The 22,909-nt window shown below is 61.0% G+C and carries 17 protein-coding genes; 4 read left to right on the top strand and 13 right to left on the bottom strand.

The annotated features are described in order from the left end of the window. Positions 1-68: 68 nt before the first annotated feature. Genes fusA through rpsL form a run of 3 tightly spaced genes read right to left on the bottom strand, consistent with a single transcriptional unit; the run spans position 69 to position 3,028 of the window. Positions 69-2,159, bottom strand: a complete 2,091-nt coding sequence (fusA, locus tag ACSQ2A_RS05485) for an elongation factor G (protein WP_303988548.1) — start codon at positions 2,157-2,159, stop codon at positions 69-71. Between the two features lie 12 nt (positions 2,160-2,171). Beyond that, entirely contained in the window at positions 2,172-2,642 is a 471-nt protein-coding gene (gene rpsG / locus ACSQ2A_RS05480) for a 30S ribosomal protein S7 (RefSeq protein WP_035080814.1), read from the bottom strand. A gap of 14 nt (positions 2,643-2,656) precedes the next feature. Then, positions 2,657-3,028, bottom strand: a complete 372-nt coding sequence (rpsL, locus tag ACSQ2A_RS05475; protein ID WP_035080811.1) for a 30S ribosomal protein S12 — start codon at positions 3,026-3,028, stop codon at positions 2,657-2,659. A 498-nt stretch (positions 3,029-3,526) separates the two neighbouring features. Between rpsL and ACSQ2A_RS05470 the strand changes: the two genes are divergently transcribed. Further along, positions 3,527-4,627 (top strand): NAD(P)-binding domain-containing protein, encoded by a 1,101-nt coding sequence (locus ACSQ2A_RS05470; protein ID WP_436071395.1) that lies wholly within the window; start codon positions 3,527-3,529, stop codon positions 4,625-4,627. On the opposite strand, the gene ACSQ2A_RS05465 is transcribed toward ACSQ2A_RS05470, so the two are convergent. The 4 genes from ACSQ2A_RS05465 to ACSQ2A_RS05450 all read right to left on the bottom strand — a co-directional run bounded on the left by ACSQ2A_RS05465 (position 4,624) and on the right by ACSQ2A_RS05450 (position 8,731). Beyond that, positions 4,624-5,739, bottom strand: a complete 1,116-nt coding sequence (locus ACSQ2A_RS05465) for a Gfo/Idh/MocA family protein (RefSeq protein WP_436071394.1) — start codon at positions 5,737-5,739, stop codon at positions 4,624-4,626. The genes ACSQ2A_RS05470 and ACSQ2A_RS05465 overlap by 4 nt on opposite strands. A 49-nt stretch (positions 5,740-5,788) precedes the next feature. Further along, entirely contained in the window at positions 5,789-6,571 is a 783-nt protein-coding gene (locus tag ACSQ2A_RS05460; RefSeq protein WP_303988573.1) for an ATP-binding cassette domain-containing protein, read from the bottom strand. 3 nt (positions 6,572-6,574) lie between these two features. Beyond that, positions 6,575-7,699 carry an ABC transporter permease gene (locus ACSQ2A_RS05455; RefSeq protein ID WP_436071393.1) on the bottom strand — a complete coding sequence of 375 codons (1,125 nt, stop codon included), beginning with the start codon at positions 7,697-7,699 and terminating at the stop codon, positions 6,575-6,577. Between the two features lie 81 nt (positions 7,700-7,780). After that, entirely contained in the window at positions 7,781-8,731 is a 951-nt protein-coding gene (locus ACSQ2A_RS05450; protein ID WP_436071392.1) for a sugar ABC transporter substrate-binding protein, read from the bottom strand. 200 nt (positions 8,732-8,931) lie between these two features. On the opposite strand from ACSQ2A_RS05450, the gene ACSQ2A_RS05445 reads away from it, so the two are divergent. The 3 genes from ACSQ2A_RS05445 to ACSQ2A_RS05435 are packed head-to-tail and all read left to right on the top strand — an operon-like array spanning position 8,932 to position 10,669. Beyond that, positions 8,932-9,486: a hypothetical protein gene (locus ACSQ2A_RS05445; RefSeq protein ID WP_436071391.1), complete on the top strand. Its 555-nt coding sequence runs from the start codon at positions 8,932-8,934 to the stop codon at positions 9,484-9,486. Next, entirely contained in the window at positions 9,483-10,085 is a 603-nt protein-coding gene (locus ACSQ2A_RS05440) for a GNAT family N-acetyltransferase (protein WP_436071390.1), read from the top strand. The genes ACSQ2A_RS05445 and ACSQ2A_RS05440 overlap by 4 nt, the downstream gene beginning before the upstream one ends. Next, entirely contained in the window at positions 10,082-10,669 is a 588-nt protein-coding gene (locus tag ACSQ2A_RS05435; protein WP_436071389.1) for a TetR/AcrR family transcriptional regulator, read from the top strand. Before ACSQ2A_RS05440 ends, ACSQ2A_RS05435 begins: the two co-directional genes overlap by 4 nt. Before the next feature lie 47 nt (positions 10,670-10,716). Here the strand turns inward: ACSQ2A_RS05435 and ACSQ2A_RS05430 are convergent, their stop codons facing one another. The 6 genes from ACSQ2A_RS05430 to rplA form a co-directional block, all read right to left on the bottom strand. Beyond that, entirely contained in the window at positions 10,717-11,805 is a 1,089-nt protein-coding gene (locus ACSQ2A_RS05430) for an esterase-like activity of phytase family protein (protein ID WP_436071388.1), read from the bottom strand. A 296-nt stretch (positions 11,806-12,101) separates the two neighbouring features. Beyond that, positions 12,102-16,286 (bottom strand): DNA-directed RNA polymerase subunit beta', encoded by a 4,185-nt coding sequence (gene rpoC / locus ACSQ2A_RS05425; RefSeq protein ID WP_436071387.1) that lies wholly within the window; start codon positions 16,284-16,286, stop codon positions 12,102-12,104. A 79-nt stretch (positions 16,287-16,365) separates the two neighbouring features. After that, on the bottom strand, positions 16,366-20,499 hold the full coding sequence (gene rpoB / locus ACSQ2A_RS05420; RefSeq protein ID WP_436071386.1) for a DNA-directed RNA polymerase subunit beta: 4,134 nt from the start codon (positions 20,497-20,499) through the stop codon (positions 16,366-16,368). A 475-nt stretch (positions 20,500-20,974) separates the two neighbouring features. Beyond that, on the bottom strand, positions 20,975-21,346 hold the full coding sequence (gene rplL / locus ACSQ2A_RS05415) for a 50S ribosomal protein L7/L12 (RefSeq protein ID WP_436071385.1): 372 nt from the start codon (positions 21,344-21,346) through the stop codon (positions 20,975-20,977). Between the two features lie 57 nt (positions 21,347-21,403). Continuing rightward, positions 21,404-21,922: a 50S ribosomal protein L10 gene (gene rplJ, locus ACSQ2A_RS05410; RefSeq protein ID WP_436071384.1), complete on the bottom strand. Its 519-nt coding sequence runs from the start codon at positions 21,920-21,922 to the stop codon at positions 21,404-21,406. 294 nt (positions 21,923-22,216) lie between these two features. After that, positions 22,217-22,909: a 50S ribosomal protein L1 gene (gene rplA, locus ACSQ2A_RS05405; protein WP_436071383.1), complete on the bottom strand. Its 693-nt coding sequence runs from the start codon at positions 22,907-22,909 to the stop codon at positions 22,217-22,219.

Here is a 22,909-nt window from a genome sequence, read left to right as displayed (position 1 = left end):
CTTTTCTCCAAATTCGTCAGCGCAATGGCCGACATACAGTTGAGTTTCTTGACTAGCTTGCGCTGGTTTTAGGCGTACTTGGCCTGGACTTCGTCAGCGACAGCCTGCGGGACCTGTTCGTAGTGATCGAACACCATGGAATACTGTGCACGACCCTGGCTCATGGAGCGCAGCGAGTTCACATACCCGAACATGTTTGCAAGCGGCACGAACGCATTCACGACCTGAACAACACCACGGCCTTCAGTGCCCTGGATCTGTCCACGACGCGAGTTGAGATCGCCGATGACGTCGCCCATGTAATCTTCCGGCGTGACAACTTCAACCTTCATGATCGGTTCGAGAATTTTCGGACCGGCTTCACGAAGAGCCTCACGGAAGCCTGCACGGCCGGCGATTTCGAACGCGAGCACCGAAGAGTCGACGTCGTGGTAAGCGCCGTCGGTCAGGGTGACCTTCACGTCAACGACGGGGAAGCCGATCAGCGGGCCTGCGCCCATGACCGATTCGACACCCTTGAGCACGCCCGGGACGTATTCCTTGGGAACAGCGCCGCCGACGATGGCGTTGACGAACTCGAGGCCCTTGCCAACTTCACCCGGCTCGACAGTGATCTTGATACGAGCGAACTGACCCGAACCACCCGACTGCTTCTTGTGGGTGTAGTCCTTGTCGGTCTTGCGCGTGATCGTCTCACGGTACGCAACCTGCGGCTGGCCGATATTGGCTTCAACCTTGAACTCGCGACGCATACGGTCGACGAGAATGTCGAGGTGAAGTTCGCCCATGCCCGAGATGATGGTCTGGCCGGATTCTTCGTCGGTCTTGACGCGGAACGACGGATCTTCAGCTGCCAGGCGGTTCAGGGCGAGGCCCATCTTTTCCTGGTCGGCCTTGGACTTCGGCTCGACGGAGATGTCGATAACCGGATCCGGGAAGATCATGCGCTCGAGGATGACCTGCGAGTTGGTCGGAGCCAGCGTGTCACCGGTCGTGGTGTCCTTGAGGCCGACGATGGCGACGATGTCACCAGCAAAGGCTTCAGTGATCTGCTCACGGCTGTTGGCGTGCATCTGGAACATGCGGCCAACGCGTTCGCGCTTGCCCTTCACGGTGTTTTCCAGGCTGATGCCGGCTTCGAGGTGACCCGAATAGATGCGGCAGAAGGTCAGCGTACCCATGTGCGGGTCGTTGGCGATCTTGAAAGCCAGCATCGAGAGCGGTTCAGCATCGTCAGCGTGACGTTCGATCGGCTGCTCGGTCTTGGCGTCGATGCCCTGGATAGCAGGAACGTCGAGCGGGGACGGCAGATAGTCGATAACGCCATCGAGCAGGGGCTGCACGCCCTTGTTCTTGAACGCCGAGCCAGCGAAGACCAGGAAGAACTTGGCACCGATGACGCCCTGACGAAGCAGGCGACGGATGGTGTCGTTGTTCGGCACTTCACCGTTGAGGTACGCTTCCATCGCAGCGTCGTCCATTTCGACGGCGGCTTCGATGAGCTGTTCGCGGTACTTGACGGCCTTGTCCTTGAGGTCGGCCGGAATGTCGACGACATCCCACTGAGCGCCGAGCTCTTCGTTGCGCCACACCAGAGCATTCATCTCGATGAGGTCGACAACGCCCTTGAATTCGGTTTCAGCGCCGATCGGCAGCTGAACCGGAACGCCACGGGCGCCGAGACGCGAACCGATCATTTCCACGCAGCGGTAGAAGTCGGCGCCGGTCTTGTCCATCTTGTTGACGAAGATGAGACGCGGAACGTGGTACTTGTCAGCCTGACGCCACACGGTTTCGGTCTGCGGTTCAACGCCAGCATTGGCGTCGAGCAGAGCTACGGCACCGTCGAGCACGCGCAGCGAACGTTCGACTTCGATGGTGAAGTCCACGTGGCCGGGGGTGTCGATGATGTTGAAGCGGTGCTGGGTACCGTTGCGGTCCTTCCAGAACGTGGTCGTAGCGGCCGACGTAATGGTGATGCCGCGTTCCTGTTCCTGCTCCATCCAGTCCATGGTCGCAGCGCCGTCGTGGACTTCGCCGATCTTATGGGACTTGCCGGTGTAGTAGAGGATGCGTTCGGTCGTGGTCGTCTTGCCAGCATCGATGTGAGCCATGATGCCGAAGTTACGATACAGATTAATAGGATATTCGCGTGCCATAGGGCGCTCCTACTACCAGCGGTAGTGCGAGAAGGCACGGTTGGCATCAGCCATACGGTGCGTATCTTCGCGCTTCTTGACGGCCTGACCACGGCCATTCATCGCGTCCATGAGTTCGCCCGAGAGGCGCTCACGCATGGTGTTCTCGCCACGCTTGCGGGCGGATTCGATGAGCCAACGGATGGCCAGGGCCTGCTGACGGTCAGTGCGGACTTCAACCGGAACCTGGTACGTAGCACCACCAACGCGGCGCGAACGGACTTCAACGGCCGGACGGATATTGTCCAGGGCGTTGTGGAACACAGTGATCGGGTCCTGCTTCGTCTTGGTTTCGACGATGTCGAAAGCGCCATAGACGATGGATTCTGCAGCCGACTTCTTGCCGTCCTTCATGAGCGAATTCATGAACTTGGAAACGACCAGATCGCCGAACTTGGGATCAGGAATAACTTCACGCTTCTCGGCGCGGTGACGACGGGACATCGCTCAATATCTCCTTACTTCGGACGCTTCGCGCCATACTTGGACCGGCGCTGCTTGCGGTCCTTCACGCTCTGCGTGTCGAGGACGCCGCGGAGCACGTGGTAGCGAACGCCCGGCAAATCGCGAACGCGACCGCCGCGGATGAGCACAACGGAGTGCTCCTGCAGATTGTGACCCTCACCCGGGATGTAGGAAATCACTTCGCGCTGGTTGGTCAGGCGAACCTTCGCAACCTTACGCAGAGCCGAGTTCGGCTTCTTCGGGGTCGTGGTGTACACACGGGAGCAAACGCCGCGCTTCTGCGGATTGGCTTCCATGGCGGGAACTTTGTTCCGCTTTGGCTTGCTGGCGCGTGGCTTGCGGATCAGCTGATTAATGGTGGGCATTGCGCTCTTTCCATCGTCCAAAAATTCTAGTTCGGTCTACACAAGCAAACCAAAGTGGCGCTCATCCGAACCTACAAAGGATCGGGCGGCGCCCCAATTTGCAGCGGACCAGCCCCAAAAATGAGGACGGTCATGCGCACATTGATTTGCTTCGTCTAGTTACCCGACAGTGTGTTTGATTGTCCTGGATTCCCGCGCTAGATGGCAGGGACCCGGTGTGACAACCACGACCGACCGCTAAGGTAGGCGCTGTTTAGAACCGTTGACTCGCTCAGTCAAGGATTCTTTCGCGGAAAAATTCGCGGGAGAGCTATGCATTCCGGGAGGTTTGGCCCGTTTGACGCTCCATTGGCGCAATGGACGGATTCGCCCGAAGGCGTTCGGCAAGGGTTAACAGAGTCTCATTTTGAGTCACACATGGGAGCCCTGCCCGCTTCACCGACTTGCCTCTCTCCATTGCTGCACCTAACTCTGGACCGCCTGCCGGAGTTCTCTCACTTGACCGACCAAACACCACGCGCCGCCCTCAAACTCGACATCGTGGTGATCGGCGCAGGACAGGCGGGATTGAGTTCGGCGTATCATCTCAAGGCATTGGGTCTTGCGCCGCAGCGCGATTTTCTGGTTCTGGACCAGGCGCCGCAGGCGGGTGGTGCGTGGCAGTATCGCTGGCCATCGCTGACCCTGAGCACCGTCAATCGGGTGCATGATCTGCCGGGGATGGGGTTTGCGGAGTTTGCGGGAGGCGATGACAGTGTGCAGGCCTCGGTGGCCGTGCCGCACTATTTCGCTGCCTATGAGGAGCATTTCGAGCTGGGCGTGGTGCGGCCGACGCATGTGAGCGTGGTCTGTGACCGGGGAGAACGGTTGCGAGTCGAGAGTGATCGCGGGCTGTTTTCGGCGCGTGGAATCATCAATGCGACCGGGACCTGGGAGAAGCCGTATATTCCGGAGTACCCGGGCGCTTCGAGCTTTGGCGGCCGCCAGCTGCATACGCGGGACTACAAGTCGGCGGACGAGTTTGCCGGAAAGCATGTGCTTGTCGTCGGGGGCGGGATTTCGGCGGTGCAGTTGCTGGGCGAGATTTCCCAGGTGACGCGGACCACCTGGGTGACGCGCACACCGCCACGTTGGCGGGAGGGACCGTTCAGGGAGGAAGACGGACGCGCGGCCGTGGCCTTGGTCGAGGAGCGGGTGCGGGCGGGATTGCCGCCCCGGGCGGTTGTTTCGGTGACCGGTTTGCCGGTGACGCCGGCGATCGACGCCATGCGGGCGCGCGGGGTGCTCGAGCGGATGCCGATGTTTACGGAGATCACACCTAACGGGGTGCGCTGGGAGGATGGGACGGCGCTTGATGTCGACGTCATCCTCTGGTGCACGGGATTTCGAAGTGCGCTCGATCATCTGGCGCCGTTACAGCTGCGCGAGGAGAGTGGCGGGATCGTCATGACCGGGCGGCTGGCGACGCAAGTCGCGAAAGACCCGCGAGTGCATCTGGTGGGCTATGGGCCTTCTGCCTCGACGATTGGGGCGAACCGGGCCGGCAGTGCGGCGGCCCGGGAATTGACGGCGTATCTGGGGCTCGATCGGAAGAGCTAGGCGAGATCGATCCAGCGCTGCTCTTCGTGGCTGCGGGCCATGGCGTGGACGGTGCGCTCGATCTCGAGCCCGTTGGCGAAGTCGACCACCCTGCCCTTTTCACCGGAAATGGTTCGCAGCAGTTCGTGGCATTCGATGACTTTCAGGTCGTTGAAGCCGAGGCCATGGCCGGGCGCGGGGATGAAGCGGTCATAGGGCTTGTGGGCGGGCGCGGCGATGATGGTCTGGTAGCCCTGGGCGGTTGCCGGTCCGGTGGCGCGATAGAGCTGTAGCTCGTTCATGCGCTCCTGATCGTAGACCAGGCTGCCGGCGGAGCCGAAGATCTGGAGGGCGATGCGGCCCTTGCGGCCCCAGGCGGAGCGATTGACCGAGAGGACGCCGCTGATGGCACCGATCTCGAAGAGCACGCTGGCTATGTCGAAGGTTTCAACCGTGCGGCGGATGCCATTACCCGTTGGGCGGTCGGGATAGGGTTTCGACTGGTGGGCGAAGACTCGGGTCGGGTTGCCGAGGAGAGTCTGCAGAAGGCTCAGCGGGTGGACGGCGAAATCGTCGAGGGCGCCATAGCCGGAGCTGGCTTCGCTCTTCCAGTAGAACTGGGCCTCGGGGTCGGCCATGAAATCTTCGTCCATTTCGACGCGGACGTGATTGACCGTGCCGATGGCGCCGGAGGCGATGAGTTCACCGATCTGCCGGACGAGCGGGTTCTGGATGTAGTTGTAGCCGAGGATGGCAACCTTGCCGCTCTTGCGGGCGGCGGCTTCCATGCGCTGGGCTTCAGAGAAGCCGACGGCCATGGGTTTTTCACACCAGACGTGCTTGCCGGCTTCGAGAGCGGCGACGGCCATCTCGGCGTGGAAGGCGTTGGGGGTGGTGATGGAGACCACCTGCACTTCGGGATTGGCGATGAGATCGCGCCAGTCTGCGGTCGCGTGCTCGAAGCCGAATTCTTCGGCGCGCTGGCGGGCCAGGTCGATATTGGCTTCGGCGAGGTGGACGAGGCGCGGTCGGGGGCCGGAGCCGAAGACGGGTTTGACCGAGGTCCAGGCCAAGGCGTGGCACTTGCCCATATAGCCAGTGCCGATGAGGCCGACGCCGATGGTGTCTGTCATGATGTCCTCAAGATGATGGCGGGGCGCCCGGCGGCGCCCCGGTCGATTGCTAGATGGTGCCGCCGAGGGAGCTGCTGAGTTCGGCCAGCTCGGCGCCGCCGGCCATCATGTCCTGCAGTTCCTCGGGTTTGAGTTCGCCCTTGCGGGCGGTGCCGAGAGTCTTGCCGCGATTGAGGACGGTGAAGCGATCGCCCACTGCCATGGCGTGGCGGACATTGTGAGTGATGAAGATGATGCCGACACCGGTTTTTCGCACGCGGTCGATGGTGGCGAGGACATTGGCTGTCTGGCGGACGCCGAGGGCGGAGGTTGGCTCGTCGAGGATGAGCACCTTGGCACCAAAATAGACGGCGCGGGCGATGGCGACGGTTTGACGCTCGCCGCCCGAGAGGGTGCCAACGGCCTGGTCGGGTTCACGCAGGTTGATGCCCATGCGGCGCATTTCGTCGAGGGTGACCTGATTGGCCTTTTCCATGTCAAGGAACTGGAAGGGTCCCCAGCCCTTTCGCGGTTCGCGGCCCATCCAGAAGTTTCGCGTGACCGACATGAGCGGGATCATCGCTAGGTCCTGGTAGACCGTGGCGACACCCGCAGTCATGGCATCGCGCGGATTGGCAAAGTTGATCTTTTCGCCATTCATGCGGATTTCGCCCGAGGTCGGCTTGTGGACGCCGGCCATGGTCTTGATGAAGGTCGACTTGCCGGCGCCATTGTCGCCGAGGAGGCAATGGCACTCGCCGGGCATGACGGAGACGGAGACGCCGTTGAGGGCAATGACGGGGCCGAACTGCTTCTTGATGTCGATGAGTTCGATGAGGGGTGTGTCGGCCATGACTCAGCGCTCCCCCGTGATCAGGCGGCGGATATAGGTATTGAGGATCACCGCGAAGAGCAGGATGACGCCGAGGAAGACGCGGAAAAGCGAGCTTTCGACGCCGGCGAAGAACAGACCTTGCTGCACGACACCGAAGATCAATGCACCGAGGGCGGCGCCAATGACCGAGCCGTAGCCGCCAGTGAGCAGCGCGCCGCCGATGACCACAGCGATGATGGCTTCGAACTCCTTGAGGAGGCCGCGGTCGGCGGCGGCGGAGCCGAATTCCATGACCTGGCAGGTGGCGAAGACTGTGGCGCAGAAGGCGGAGAAGACGAACATGGCGATTTTTACCCGGTTCACCGGGACGCCGACATAGCGCGCGGCCTTGGCGTCGCCGCCGGCAGCGTAGATCCAGTTGCCGAAGCGGGTACGCGTAAGCAGGATGTGACCGAAGATGATGAGGGCGAGTGCCCAGACCATCAGCATGGGAATGCCATCGACGACGGGCTGCCCTGCCCTGTTGCCGGCCTGGAAGGTGGCGATGAGGCCCATATCGGCCAGCCAGACGAAGAAGAAGCCGAGAATCTTGCCGCCGAAGAACGGGGCGAGCCAATCGCCTTCCGCCGCTTCGCGAACGCCGCCGATGATGGTCTGACGGGTCGTGGCGATGGAGAAATAGATGGTGAGGCCGCGCAGGATGTAGAGCGAGGCCAGGGTGACGATGAAGGATGGCAGGCCAGTCTTGATGACGAGGTAGCCATTGGCCATGCCGATCAGCATGGCGACGATGAAGGCGGCGATGATGGCGGCCCACATGGGCCAGCCCAGATGCACGCTGAGAAGCGCGATGACAATGCCGGCAAAGCCGATCATCGAGCCGACGGAGAGATCGAATTCACCGGCGATCATGAGAAGGCAGGCGCCGACCGCGATGATGACGAACTGGGCGGAGACGACCCCCCAGTTCATGATGCCATCGGCGGCGAACATGCCGGTGCCACCGGCGACGAGGGCGAAGTAGACGAAGACCAGGACCGTTCCGGTCATGGCGCCCAATTCGGGGCGCACGAAAGCTCGACGCAGGGCCGACTGGCGCTGGATGCGCTCGTCTGCGGCCGCCACGCCCGAAGGCTGCTCAACCATTTTCTTGACCTTGTGCTGAAGGGCGCTCACGGCGCCACGAGGGCAATCGGGGCCGCAGAGGCGGCCCCGAGCTCGTAAAGATCAGCGGTACTGACCGGCATATTGCTCGACGAGAGCAATATTGTCCTTGGTGATGAAGCCCGGGCCGGAATTGATCGAATTGCCCGGGACCACGCCGTAGCGGGCCAGATTGGTCAGGATGACCACTGGCAGGTAGCCCTGTAGGTAGGGCTGCTGGTCGATGGCGAAGTTGATGGTGCCATCCTTGACCGCAGCGGCGATTTCGCCCGAAAGGTCGAAGGTGCCGAAGAAGATGGCGCCGGCTTTGCCGTTGTCATTGAGCGCGGCGATGGTCGGATGGGCCGAGGTGGGGCCCAGGGTCAAGATGCCGTTGGTATCAGGATTGGTCTGGAGATAGGCGGCGACCTTGGACTGGATTTCACCGGGGTCCTGGCCGGCATCGATCATCTGGTTGCCGAGTTCAACGCCGAGCGCGTCGGCAAAGCCCTGGCAACGTTCAACCGAAGCCGGGTTGGTGATGTAGTGATTGACGCAAAGGAAGCTGGTGACGCCAGCGGCCTTGGCCTTTTCACCGGCGCCGAAACCGGCGTCGTATTCGGGCTGGCCGACATGGAGCAGCGCACCGATCTGCTTGGACTGTTCCACCGTGCCCGAATTGATGGTGATGACGGGAATGCCGCGCGCCACGGCATCGCCGAGGGGGCCAGACAGAACGTCGAAGTCGGCAATGGTCGAGATGATGCCGTTCGGATTGGACGCCGCCGCCTGCTCGATGATGCGAGCCATGTCGGCGAGATCGCCGGTCGGCGGATTGCGGTATTCAACGGTCACGCCCATCTGCTCGCCCGCCAAGGCAATGGCGTTCTTGATGGTGTTCCACCAGCTGTCGGAATCCGGCGCGTGCGACACGAGCACGAACCGCTCGCCCTCGGCCGCGGCCGGGATTGCAACGGCCGGCAATGCAATGGCAGCCAGCGCCAGGGCCGCCAGGCCCTTCGTCAGAATGTTCATCGATTTCCTCCCTTGTGAACGAAGATCACAAATGGCTTATACATTCCATTTTGGATCCATCACGAAACAAACATTCCATTTTTATCTGTCATGGTCAAGAGAGGACTTTTTCGGGCCGGGCGACATGGTCCTGCGTCCTTGGGCCCTCCATTGACAACTTCAATGCAACAACATACCAACCGGTCGGTCTGGAGGATTTGATGTTGCGCACTCTCACGATACCATCCTGGCTGCACGATGTTTTTGGCGAGCAGCAGCAACCGCTCGAACTGGTGGGGATCATCGCCTTCGGGCTGGGTGTACCGGTTGCTGCCGTGTTGCTGGCGCCTGCGGCTTTTGCCGAGGTGCCGATCTGGCGGTCGGCACTGGCGCTGCTGTTGATCGCGGATATTGCGGCGGGGTGCATTGCCAACCTGACGGCAGGAACCAATGACTTCTATGCGGCGCGACCGCGAAACCGCCTGGTGTTTCTGGCGGTGCATGTCCACATCCTGGCGGTCGCTTTTTTGCTCAACCTCGACATGGTGATGGCTGCAGCGATCTGGGCCTATACGATTGCGGGCGGGGTGGCGGTGAATGCGCTGCCGCGGGGGTCCGGGCAGCGGGTTGCTGCGGGCCTGCTCTTTGCCGTGGGCGGAAGTGCACTGATTTTTCTGGCCGGCCAATCCACACTGCTTGCGGCTGTGGGATTGCTGTTCATGCTCAAGGTAATGGTGAATTTCTCCGTCGATCACCGGGCCGAGGCGCGGTCATGACGGTCCGGGCATTGCAGGCGTCGGACCGCGGGGCCTTCATAGAGGTGATGGCGGCGGCGTTTCGGTGGGATCCATTGATCGTTGCGGCAATCGGCGAACGACCGGAGGCATTGCGGGCGTTTCTGTCCTTCATGTTCGACATGACCAAATTGGTGCGTGGGAGGCGGTTGGGCGTCTTCGAGGGGGAGAGGCTTGCGGGCTGTGTGCTCGTCGAGCCACCCGAAGGACGAGGTTTGGTTGATGGGCTGCGGCTGGTGGGTGCGGCCATCCGGTTTTTGCCGGTCGCATTGCGGCTTCCGAGGACAAGCACGGCGCTGTTTAATCGCTATCTCAACGTTACGCGTGCGGCCGCGCCGCGGGAGCCCCATGCCTATCTCACGATGGTGGGCGTGGACCCGAGGCATCAGGGCAAGGGGCTTGGGCGGGTGCTGATTGAAGCGGCCGCAGATGCGGCGGCGGAGATGGGCGCGGCGGGGGTGGCGCTCGATACCGAGAATCCGGTGAATGTGCCATTGTATGCAAAACTCGGCTTTATCCAGACCGCACGGCTGGAGCTTGGCCCGTTCACCAGTTTCTGCATGTATCGCTCGATCCGATGACCCAAACCGACACTCAGGCGCTGCTGGCGAGCCACGCCCTGCGCCTCTTTCTCGAACATGGCTATGAGGGGACCAGTCTCTCGGACCTGATGAAGGCCAGCGGGCTCTCGAAGGGCGCGGTCTATCACTATTTTCGCAGCAAGGAGGAGCTGTTCGAGGCGGCCATCGAGCAGTTCTTCCTGCGTTTCCTGCCCGGAGAACAGAGCGGGGTTGAGGCGCAGAAAAGCCTGCGTGCCTGCGTCATGTCCATGGTGGAGGGTTATTGCGGCATGCTGGCCGCAGTGGCTGAGGCGACGCCGGATCGATTGGCCTATTTTCGGTTTCTGATCGCCATTGCGCCGAAGATTACCCCGCAGCTGCAGGAGCGGCTGGCACTGGCTCGCCGGCAGATCGTCGAGGCGGCGCTGAAGGAGCAGGAGGCGAGACAGCTCACGCGCGCGGTCGAGGCCGAGGATATTGCCGATCAATGCCTGGCGCTGATCGAGGGCACCGGGTTTCTCGCGACGATATCGGCAGAGCCTGGGGACGAGGAGCAGGCGCTGCGGCGGATTGTCGGGCGGTATCTCGACGGGCTTTATCGCTGAGAAACGAAAAGGGCCCCCGAAGGGCCCCTTCCCTTTTGTCGGAAAAATCACTCTGCGATGGTGAGAACCACGAACTGGGTGAACTGGCCGTTGGCGTTGAAGTTGTTGTCGGAGGCGATGACCAGGGTCTTCTTGCCATCGACTTCCGGGCCAAAGGTGAGGGATTCGATGTTGTCGATGTCGAGGCCGAAATCGCCTTCAGCGAGGGTGAAGGCTGGTTCCTTGGTGATGGCCACGGCGTCGGCAGCGGCCTTTTCCTGGCCGTTGATGTCGGTGGCGCCATCGAGGCTAGCAGCGAAGAAGTTGATCTGGTTGCCGACGCCCGAGGCGAAGGAGCGTTCCACCACAAGGAAGCGGCCGTCATCGAGGGTCAGGAATTCGGAGACGCCGTTGTCGTTGAAGATGTCGCCGGTGGTCGCGGTTGGCGCGATGGCGATCGGGTTGGTTTCGTAGATGTATTCGGCGGTCGGCTGGCCCGAGGCGAGGTCTAAGGCAATGACGCGAGAGGGCGAGCCAGCTTCGAGGGTGGCTTTGGCGCCGTCTTGCGCGAGGGCGTTTTCGGTGGCGGCGTAGAGGGTCTTGCCGTCGGCCGAGAGGGTCAGGGCTTCGAAGGCGAGGTTGCTGTAGACGCCGGTAGTCTTGTCGGCATTAGGGAAATAGTAGTCCGGCACGGCGAAGGAGCGAAGCATGGTGCCGTCGAGGCGGGCTTCGTAGATGCCGGGGCGGCCGGAAACGTCGCCTTCGCTCGACCAGAGAATGGTGCGGGTGGCCGGGTTGAAGCGGATGGATTCGGGGTCGATGCCATTGAAGGGGAAGGCGTTGCCCTCGAGGTCGCGCAGGGTCACGCGGCGGATGACGTCGACGGCGGAAAGGCCTTTGGCGTCGATCTTGAGGCCGATCTCATAGTAGCGGGCCGGAGCGCGCTGCGAGCGGTCGTCGGAGATGGCGTAGAAGAGGCCGGAGCGGGCGTCGTAGTCGAGGCCGGAGATGCCGCCGAATTCCTCGCCGGCGATGATGAGACCGGTCGGCAGCGTGATCGAGCCGAGGAGGTCGACCTTCATTGCCGCGTCCTGGGCGAAGGCGGGCGTGGCGAGGAGAATAGCGAGAGCGGCGAGAATTTTAGTCTTGGACAGCATGGAAAACCTCCGTCGGGCGATGGTGGGATTTTCTAGGCCCCGGGCGTGAAGGCGCGATTGCAGGCGGGTGAATGGGGGATGACAGCGGGGCTCTTATCACCCCTACCCGCGTATAGGCTCAACCACGAGGCGTCACCCTCGGGCCTGACCCGAGGAGACTTCACTTAGCCAAAGCGCCGCAAGTGTAGAGCCCTCGGGTCAAGCCCGAGGGTGACGGTTCGGGGGGTGAAGGCCTGGGTGGGCAAACAAAAAGGGGCCCTTGCGGGGCCCCTTTTCTATTCTTTGGTTCGAAAACCTTACTCGGCAGCGGGCGCTGCGAGGCGGGTGGTTTCGGCCTGGCGGCGGCGTTCCTCGAGGATGAGGTCGTCGCGCTTGGAGGCGATGAGCTTGGCCTTGGTCTGGCCGGCACCGGTACCGGCCGGGATGAGGCGGCCGACGATGACGTTTTCCTTGAGGCCTTCGAGAAGGTCGGCCTTGCCGGACACGGCAGCTTCGGTGAGCACGCGGGTGGTTTCCTGGAAGGAAGCCGCGGACACGAAGGAGCGGGTCTGGAGCGAAGCCTTGGTGATGCCGAGCAGAACCGGGTTGGCGGTTGCCGGCTTCTTGCCTTCGCTGACCAGCGCGTCGTTGAGCTCGTCGAAGTCGAGCTTGTCGAGCTGCTCGTCCTTGAGCAGGCCAGACTCACCCGGATCCACGATTTCGACCTTCTGCAGCATCTGGCGAACGATCACTTCGATGTGCTTGTCGTTAATCAACACGCCCTGGAGGCGGTACACTTCCTGGATCTCGTTGACGAGGTAGCGTGCCAGTTCCTCGACGCCCTTGATGGCAAGGATGTCGTGCGGAGCGGGGTTGCCGTCCAGGATGTATTCGCCCTTCTCGATGGTGTCGCCTTCCTGGAGGTGGAACGGCTTGCCCTTCGGGATCAGGTATTCAACGGGATCAGCACCGTCCTCGGTCGGCTCGATGATGACGCGACGCTTGTTCTTGTAGTCGCGGCCGAAGCGGATGGTACCATCGATCTCAGCGATGATGGCGTGATCCTTCGGACGACGAGCTTCAAAGAGTTCGGCAACGCGCGGCAGACCGCCGGTGATGTCCTTGGTCTTGGCGCTTTCGAGCGGGATACGCGCGAGAACGTCACCCGGCGCAACCTTTTCACCCGGCTCGACGGCGATAACCGCGTCGACGGAGAGCAGGTAGCGGGCGTCGCCACCACGGTCCACCTTGGCAACCGAACCGCCGCGGGCAATGGCGAGTGCGGGCTTGAGGCCCTCACCACGCTGGTTGCCGCGCCAGTCGATGACAACGCGCTTGGTGAAGCCGGTGGCTTCGTCGGTGTTTTCCGCAACGGAAGCACCGTCGACCAGATCCTCGAACAGGACCTCGCCTTCGACTTCGGCCAGGATCGGACGGGTGTACGGATCCCATTCGGCCAGACGCTGGCCACGACGGACAGAGTCACCGGCCTTGACGAGGAGCTTCGAGCCGTAGGTCACCTTGTGGGTGGCGCGTTCCTTGCCTTCGCCATCGAGGATGACGAGCGACACGTTACGGGCCATGACGACCTGCTTGCCACCTTCGACAGTCGCGAGGTTCGGGTTGCGAACTTCGATCTTGCCTTCGGCACCGGCTTCGAGGAACGAGGAGTCAACCACCTGGGCCGTACCACCGATGTGGAACGTACGCATGGTGAGCTGAGTACCGGGTTCACCGATCGACTGGGCGGCGATAACGCCGACAGCTTCACCGATATTGACCGGGGTACCACGAGCAAGGTCACGGCCGTAGCAAGCGGCGCAGCAGCCCTGGCGGAGATCGCAGGTCAGCGGCGAACGGATGCGGATCGACTGGATGCGCGCTTCTTCGATCACGTCGACATGCTTCTCTTCGAGCAGAGTGCCCTTCGGAGCGATCAGGTCGCCGGTCAGCGGGTGGAAGACGTCGTCGGCAGTCGTACGACCGAGAACGCGCTGGCCGAGCGAAGCCACGATCTGGCCAGCATCGACGATCGGTTCCATGGTCAGGCCGCGTTCGGTGCCGCAATCATTTTCGATGATGATCGCGTCCTGTGCCACGTCGACGAGACGACGGGTCAGGTAACCCGAGTTTGCGGTCTTCAGAGCGGTATCGGCCAGACCCTTACGGGCACCGTGCGTCGAGTTGAAGTACTCGAGAACGTTGAGGCCTTCCTTGAAGTTCGCGGTGATCGGCGTTTCGATGATCGAGCCGTCCGGCTTGGCCATAAGGCCGCGCATGCCGGCGAGCTGCTTCATCTGGGCCGGTGAACCACGAGCACCGGAGTGGCTCATCATGTAAACCGAGTTGATCGGCTTCTGACGACCCGTTTCCTTGTCGATCTGAACGGCAGCAATGCCCTTCATCATCTCTTCGGCGATCTTGTCACCGCACTTGGCCCAGGCGTCGACAACCTTGTTGTACTTTTCGCCCTGAGTGATCAGGCCGTCATTGTACTGCTGCTCGAATTCCTCGACCAGCTTACGGGTGTCTTCCACGATCGTGTACTTGGACGCAGGGATAACCATGTCGTCCTTGCCGAACGAAATGCCGGCGTCGCAGGCGTTCTTGAAGCCGAGCTGCATGACGCGGTCACAGAAAATGACCGTCTCCTTCTGACCGCAACCGCGATACACGGTGTCGATCATCTTGGAGATCATCTTCTTGGTCATCAGCTGGTTCGCCGTGGCGAAGGGCACAGCCGGATTCTTGGGCAGAATCTGACCGATCAGCATACGGCCCGGAGTCGTGTCGACGATCTGGGTGATCTGCTTGCCGTTTTCGTCCCAGGCGGGAACGCGAGCCTTGATCTTGGTGTGGAGCGTGACGACCTTGTTGTCGAGCGCGTGTTCGAGTTCGGCATAGGAACCGAACGACATGCCCTCGCCCGGCTCACCCTCTGCCACGATCGACAGATAGTAGAGACCGAGAACAATGTCCTGGCTCGGCACGATGATCGGCTGACCGTTCGCGGGATGCAGGATGTTGTTGGTCGACATCATGAGCACGCGGGCTTCAAGCTGGGCTTCCAGCGAGAGCGGAACGTGTACAGCCATCTGGTCGCCGTCGAAGTCGGCGTTGAAAGCCGAGCAGACGAGCGGGTGCAGACGGATGGCCTTGCCTTCGATCAGGATCGGTTCGAAGGCCTGGATGCCAAGACGGTGCAGCGTGGGCGCGCGGTTCAAGAGAACCGGGTGCTCGCGGATGACTTCGTCGAGGATATCCCAGACTTCGGGCTTTTCCTTTTCAACCAGCTTCTTGGCCTGCTTGACGGTCGAGGAGAGACCCTTGGCTTCGAGGCGCGAGTAGATGAAGGGCTTGAAGAGCTCGAGCGCCATCTTCTTGGGAAGACCGCACTGGTGCAGCTTGAGGTACGGGCCCACCGTGATGACCGAACGACCCGAATAGTCGACGCGCTTGCCGAGCAGGTTCTGACGGAAGCGGCCCTGCTTGCCCTTGAGCATGTCGGACAGCGACTTCAGCGGGCGCTTGTTCGCACCGGTGATGGTGCGGCCACGGCGGCCGTTGTCGAAGAGCGCGTCCACAGCTTCCTGCAGCATGCGCTTTTCGTTGCGGATGATGATGTCCGGAGCGCGCAGTTCGATCAGGCGCTTCAGGCGGTTGTTGCGGTTGATCACACGACGGTAGAGGTCGTTGAGATCGGACGTAGCGAAGCGGCCGCCGTCCAGCGGGACGAGCGGGCGGAGTTCGGGCGGAATGACCGGGATGATGGTCATGATCATCCATTCGGGCTTGTTGCCCGAAACGATGAACTGCTCGACGATCTTGAGGCGCTTGGCCAGCTTCTTCGGCTTCAGCTCGGTGGTCGACTCGGCGATCTCGACGCGGAGGTCCGCAGCGATCTTTTCGAGGTCGAGGTTGAGCAGGATGTCGCGAATGGCTTCAGCGCCGATCTTGGCGGTGAAGCTGTCGGCACCGTATTCGTCCTGCGCATCCAGATACTGTTCTTCAGTAAGAAGCTCGTTCTGGGTGAACGGGGTGAGACCGGCATCGAGAACAACATAGTTCTCGAAGTAGAGGATGCGCTCGATATCCTTGAGGGTCATGTCGAGCAGCAGGGCGATGCGGCTCGGCAGGGACTTCAGGAACCAGATGTGGGCAACGGGAGCTGCCAGTTCGATGTGGCCCATGCGCTCGCGGCGAACGCGAGACAGGGTGACTTCAACACCGCACTTTTCGCAGATGACGCCCTTGAACTTCATGCGCTTGTACTTGCCGCAAAGACATTCGTAGTCCTTCACGGGGCCAAAGATACGCGCGCAGAAGAGACCGTCACGCTCAGGCTTGAACGTACGGTAGTTGATGGTCTCGGGCTTCTTGATCTCGCCGTAGGACCAGGAAAGGATCTTTTCCGGCGAGGCGATGGAGATCTTCATCTGATCGAAGGTCTGCACCGGGACGGCCGGGTTGAACGGGTCCATGACGTGGGAATGATGGTTCATCAATTCTCTCCTCTATCCGCCCCGACCGCAGCCAAGCTGACGGTCGGGTTGGAAGGTGAATGGGGGTGGAAGTGCCGGATTATTCCGCCGCTTCCTGAGGAGGTGCGAGCTCCGGCTGGTTGGGGTCTTCCACTTCGCGCATGTCGAGTTCGACATTGAGACCGAGCGAACGGATTTCCTTGACCAGAACGTTGAAGCTCTCGGGGATGCCCGCTTCGAAGGTATCGTCGCCACGGACGATCGCTTCGTAGACCTTGGTACGACCAGCCACGTCGTCCGACTTGATGGTGAGCATTTCCTGGAGCGTATAGGCGGCGCCATACGCTTCGAGGGCCCACACTTCCATCTCGCCGAAACGCTGACCGCCGAACTGCGCCTTACCACCGAGCGGCTGCTGGGTGACGAGCGAGTAAGGACCGATCGAACGCGCGTGGATCTTGTTGTCCACGAGGTGGTCGAGCTTGAGCATGTAGATGTAGCCAACCGTCACCTGACGATCGAACTGCTCACCGGTACGGCCGTCATAGACGGTCGACTGACCCGAAGCCTTGAGGCCTGCCTTTTCGAGCATGACCACAATGTCGGCTTCCTTGGCACCGTCGAAGACCGGAGTCGCGATCGGCACACCCTTGGAGAGGTGCTCGCCGAGGCGGACCATGCCATCGTCGTCGAGATCGGTGATGGCGGTGTCGCCAGCAAACAGCTCCTGCACTTCCAGACGCAGTGGCTTCAGATCACCATTGCGCTGGTAGGCACGAACCATCTGGTCGATCTTCTTGCCCATGCCGGCGCAGGCCCAACCCAGGTGGGTTTCAAGGATCTGACCGACATTCATACGCGACGGAACGCCGAGCGGGTTCAGCACGATATCAACCGAAGTACCATCTTCGAGGTACGGCATGTCTTCGACGGGAACGATGCGGGAAACCACACCCTTGTTACCGTGACGGCCAGCCATCTTGTCGCCCGGCTGGATCTTGCGCTTGGTTGCGATGAAGACCTTGACCATCTTCATCACGCCCGGCGGAAGTTCGTCACCGCGCTGGAGCTTGTCGACCTTGTCGATGAAGCGCTGTTCGAGCAGACGACGGCTTTCTTCATACTGAGCATGGAGGGCTTCCATCTCGGTCATGACCTTGTCGTCTTCGATCGCGAACTGCCACCACTTCGAACGCGGCTGCGCTTCGAAGATGGAGTCATTGAGCTTGGTGCCAACGACATAGCCCTTCGGGCCAGCCGTGGCGGCCTTGCCGAACAGCATTTCCTTCAGACGTGCATAGACGTTACGGTCGAGGATCGACTGTTCGTCGTCGCGGTCCTTGGCGAGACGTTCGATTTCTTCGCGCTCGATAGCCATGGCGCGCTCGTCCTTGTCGATGCCGTGGCGGTTGAACACGCGCACTTCAACGACAGTACCAGCATCGCCCGGCGGAACGCGGAGCGAGGTATCGCGAACGTCCGAGGCCTTTTCACCGAAGATGGCGCGGAGGAGCTTTTCTTCCGGCGTCATCGGGCTTTCGCCCTTGGGCGTGATCTTGCCGACCAGGATGTCGCCCGGCTGAACTTCAGCACCGATGTGAACGATACCGGCTTCGTCGAGGTTCTTCAGAGCTTCTTCCGAAACGTTCGGAATGTCGCGGGTGATTTCTTCCGGACCAAGCTTGGTGTCGCGGGCCATGACTTCATATTCCTCGATGTGGATCGAGGTGAAGACGTCCTGCATCGCGATCTTTTCGCTCAGGAGGATGGAGTCTTCGAAGTTGTAGCCGTTCCAGGGCATGAAGGCGACGAGCACGTTGCGGCCGAGGGCGAGATCGCCCAGTTCGGTCGACGGACCATCGGCGATGATATCGCCCTGGTTGACGTGATCGCCGACGACGACCAGCGGACGCTGATTGATACAGGTCGACTGGTTCGAACGCTGGAACTTCATCAGGTTGTAGATGTCGACGCCCGACTTCGACGCATCGGTTTCTTCCGTTGCGCGGATAACGATACGGGTCGCGTCCACCTGGTCGACGACACCCTTGCGCTTGGCAACGATGGCGGCGCCCGAGTCACGGGCCACGACCGGCTCCATGCCGGTGCCCACGAACGGGGCTTCGGCGCGTAGCAGCGGCACAGCCTGACGCTGCATGTTCGAGCCCATGAGAGCGCGGTTGGCGTCGTCGTTTTCAAGGAACGGGATCAGCGAAGCAGCGACCGAAACCATCTGCTTGGGGGAAACGTCCATAAGGTCGACGTTTTCCTTGGGCGTCAGGCCGTTGTCACCGGCGTGGCGAGCCACGACCAGATCGTCGGTCAGCGTGCCGTCCTTGTTCACCTTGACGTTGGCCTGAGCGACGTAGTGCTTGGCCTCTTCCATGGCGGACAGATAGACGACGTCCTCGGTCACCTTGCCATCGACGATCTTGCGGTACGGAGTTTCGATGAAACCGTACTTGTTGACGCGGGCGAAGGTCGAGAGCGAGTTGATCAGACCGATATTCGGGCCTTCCGGCGTTTCAATCGGGCAGATACGGCCGTAGTGGGTCGGATGCACGTCACGGACTTCAAAGCCAGCGCGCTCACGGGTGAGACCACCAGGTCCAAGAGCCGAAAGACGGCGCTTGTGGGTGATTTCGGAGAGCGGGTTGGTCTGGTCCATGAACTGGGACAGCTGGGACGAGCCGAAGAACTCGCGCACAGCGGCGGCAGCCGGCTTGGCGTTGATCAGGTCCTGAGGCATGACCGTGTCGATTTCGACCGAGCTCATGCGCTCCTTGATGGCGCGTTCCATGCGGAGCAGGCCAAGGCGGTAGGAGTTTTCCATGAGTTCGCCGACGGAGCGAACGCGGCGGTTGCCGAGGTTGTCGATGTCGTCGATCTCGCCGCGGCCATCGCGCAGGTTCACGAGCGTGCGAACGACTTCGACGATGTCTTCCTTGCGCAGGGTGCGCATGGTGTCCGGAGCGTCGAGTTCGAGACGCATGTTCATCTTGACGCGACCAACGGCCGAGAGGTCGTAGCGTTCGCTATCGAAGAACAGCGACTGGAACATGGCTTCAGCCGTGTCCACGGTCGGGGGTTCACCCGGACGCATGACGCGATAGATGTCGAAGAGCGCGTCTTCACGCGTCTCGTTCTTGTCCACGGCCAGCGTGTTGCGCAGGTAAGCGCCAATGGTGATGTGGTCGATGTCGAGGATCGGAAGCTCGTCAAAGCCGAGGTCGACAAGCTTGGTCAGCAGCTTTTCGTCGAGCTCGTCACCGGCTTCGGCGTAGATTTCACCGGTCTTGAGGTTGACGATGTCTTCGGCAATGTAGGTGCCATAGAGGTCAGCATCGACCGCGAGCAGGTGCTTCAGGCCTTCTTCAGCCAGCTTCTTGGCCTGACGGGCCGAGAGCTTCTTGCCGCCTTCATGGACGACGTCGCCGGTCTTGGCGTCGATGAGATCGTGGGTCGGCTTGGCGCCCTTCCACTTCTCGGCGTCGTAAGGAACGCGCCAGCCCTTGTCGGTCTTTTCGTAGTTGAGGGTATTGTAGTAGGTCGCGAGGATTTCCTCGGCGTCCATACCCAAAGCCTTGAGCAGCGAAGTGACCGGAATCTTGCGGCGACGGTCGATACGCGCAAAGACGATGTCCTTGGCGTCGAATTCGATGTCGAGCCAGGAACCGCGGTACGGGATGATACGACCGGCGAACAGGAGCTTACCCGACGAGTGGGTCTTGCCCTTGTCGTGGTCGAAGAACACGCCCGGCGAACGGTGCATCTGCGAGACGATGACGCGCTCGGTGCCGTTGACGATGAAGGTACCGTTCGACGTCATGAAGGGCATGTCGCCCATATAGACGTCCTGCTCCTTGATATCCTTGACGGAGCGAGCACCGGTTTCTTCGTCCACTTCGAACACGATCAGGCGCAGCGTGACCTTGAGCGGGGCAGCGAAGGTGATATCGCGCGCACGGCACTCGTCGATGTCATACTTGGGCTGTTCGAATTCGTAGCGAACGAATTCAAGCGAAGCAGTGTTCGAGAAGTCGGTGATCGGGAAAACCGAACGGAAGACGGACTGAAGCCCTTCATCACCGCGACCGCCCTTGGGCTCGTCGACCATGAGGAACTGATCATAGGAAGCCTTTTGGACTTCGATCAGGTTGGGCATCTCCGTGACTTCGCGGATGGAACCGAAGGACTTGCGAACCTTGCGGCGGCCGTTGAACGTGGTAGCCATGAAAGCTCCTGTTTCTGGTTGTCGCGCCCTGCCCCAGCGAGGCATTGCGCTCCATTTTGCTTTTGTCTCGGAGGCAGATATCCAAAGACCCGACTATCAGCCGTCGGCGCTCGGGATATATGCCTGTTAGTCATTTTCGCCCTCAGGGTTGAAGGCGCTTCAGTTTCTGCATGCCTCTATCCCGAAACCGGGAGACATGCCGTAGTCAGGTCTATTCGATGCCGCATTAACCCCGCCCACAGACCGATGGGCGTGATCACAGCTACGTGAGAAACAGCTAAAGACCCGCTTGGGACCATGCCCGAAGCGAAGTCAACAGAGGCTTCAACGTGCCCGCGACATCCAAAATCGTCATATATTTCCGCAAATTGGCGCCAGAACCCATCCAATCGGCCCGGCGAATCGTTCCGTAAAAACAGAACAGCGAGATGGCACATATAGCGCCACCTCGCCAATTTCAAGTGCTAAAGCGAACTTACTTGAGTTCGACCTTGGCGCCAGCTTCTTCAAGCTTCTTCTTGATGTCTTCGGCTTCAGCCTTCGAAGCGCCTTCCTTGATGGCCTTCGGAGCGCCTTCAACCAGGGCCTTGGCTTCGCCGAGACCCAGGCCGGTGATGGCGCGGACTTCCTTGATGACGTTGATCTTGTTGTCGCCGAAGGAGGCGAGGATCACGTCGAATTCAGTCTTTTCTTCAACGGCAGCAGCCGGAGCGCCAGCAGCAGCAGCAACTGCAACCGGAGCAGCGGCGGAAACGCCCCACTTTTCTTCGAGGAGCTTGGACAGTTCGGAAGCTTCCAGAACGGTCAGGGCGGAGAGGTCATCAACGAGCTTGGCGAGATCGGCCATTTTTTACTCTTTCCAGATTGTGTTTCAGTTCGAACAGGTAGTTTTGGTCGGAACGGCTTATGCCGCTTCGCTCTTTTCGGCGTGCGCTGCGAGAACGCGAGCAATGCCCGCACCCGGCTGCACGAGAATGGAAGCGATGTTCTGTGCCGGCTGCTTGACCAGACCTGCGAGCTTGGCGCGCAGTTCGTCGAGCGAGGGCAGAGTTGCCAGGGTCTTGACGCCATCGACGTCAAGAGCAGTCGTACCCATTGCGCCACCGAGAATAACGAACTTCTGGTTCTTCTCGGCGAAAGCCGCTGCGATTTTCGGCGCAACGATCGGGTCTTCCGCGTAGGCAATCACGGTCGGGCCGGTGAACAGGCCCGAGATGTCCGCGACATCGGTTTCCTTCAGAGCGAGCTTGGCAAGGCGGTTCTTGGCGACTTTGACCTTGCCGCCCGCCTTCTTGACCTGCACGCGCAGATCAGTGAAAGCGGCAACGGAAAGACCAACGTTCTGCGCGATGACGATCGATCCAGCGCCCGAGAGGGCTTCCTGGAGCGACGCTACGACTTCGCGCTTTTCCGCTTTTTCCATGCTAGTCTCCACTAGACTAGGCCCAGTATGCCGAAGCATGCAGGGACCATTGCCAATTGCTGCCCCCTCCCCTTTCGGATCGGAGAGCAACGGTTAGGTGCCTGCCAACCGAGCGCCCAGAGGGCCCTGGTCTAGGTTCGAACCGAAACCGAAATTTCGGTGTCTCACCCCGTCTATTGCTGGCTCCGGATGGACTTAACGACTTTGCAGTCGGCCGGCAGTCTCGGACAGGACTTTTGCCACTCTTGCGAGAGGCGACACCGGGCGGCCGAAACCGCCCGGAATTAGGAATTCTTAGAGAGCCGTACCCGGCTCGACATGGACGCCCGGGCCCATGGTGGACGACACGGAGACCTTCTTGACGTAGGTACCCTTGGCGCCAGCAGGCTTGGACTTCACGACGGCGTCGGTGAAGGCCTTGATGTTCTGGAGAAGTGCTTCTTCCGAGAACGAGACCTTGCCGATACCGGCATGGATGATACCGGCCTTTTCGACGCGGTACTCGACAGCACCGCCCTTGGCAGCGCCGACAGCACCCTTCACGTCCATGGTCACGGTGCCAACCTTCGGGTTCGGCATCAGGTTGCGCGGCCCGAGGATCTTACCGAGGCGACCAACCAGCGGCATCATGTCCGGGGTAGCAATGCAGCGATCGAAATCGAGCTTGCCGCTCTGGATGATTTCCAGGAGGTCTTCGGCGCCGACGATGTCAGCACCAGCGGCCTTGGCTTCGTCAGCCTTGGCGCCACGGGCGAACACGGCGACGCGAACGGTCTTGCCGGTGCCGTTGGGCAGCGAAACAACGCCACGAACCATCTGGTCGGCGTGACGCGGGTCAACGCCGAGGTTCATCGCGATTTCGACGGTTTCGTCGAACTTGGCGGAAGCCTTCGACTTGACGAGCTTCACAGCGGCGTCGAGCGAATAGAGCTTGTTGCGGTCGATGCCCTCACGAGCAGCGGCGACCTTCTTTGCGATCTTTGCCAT

The sequence above is a fragment of the Devosia sp. LjRoot3 genome, from assembly GCF_964252865.1.
In the GTDB taxonomy this organism is placed as follows: domain Bacteria; phylum Pseudomonadota; class Alphaproteobacteria; order Rhizobiales; family Devosiaceae; genus Devosia.
The sequence above is the reverse complement of the archived record's forward strand: the minus strand, read 5'-3'. Positions and strand labels throughout refer to the sequence as shown.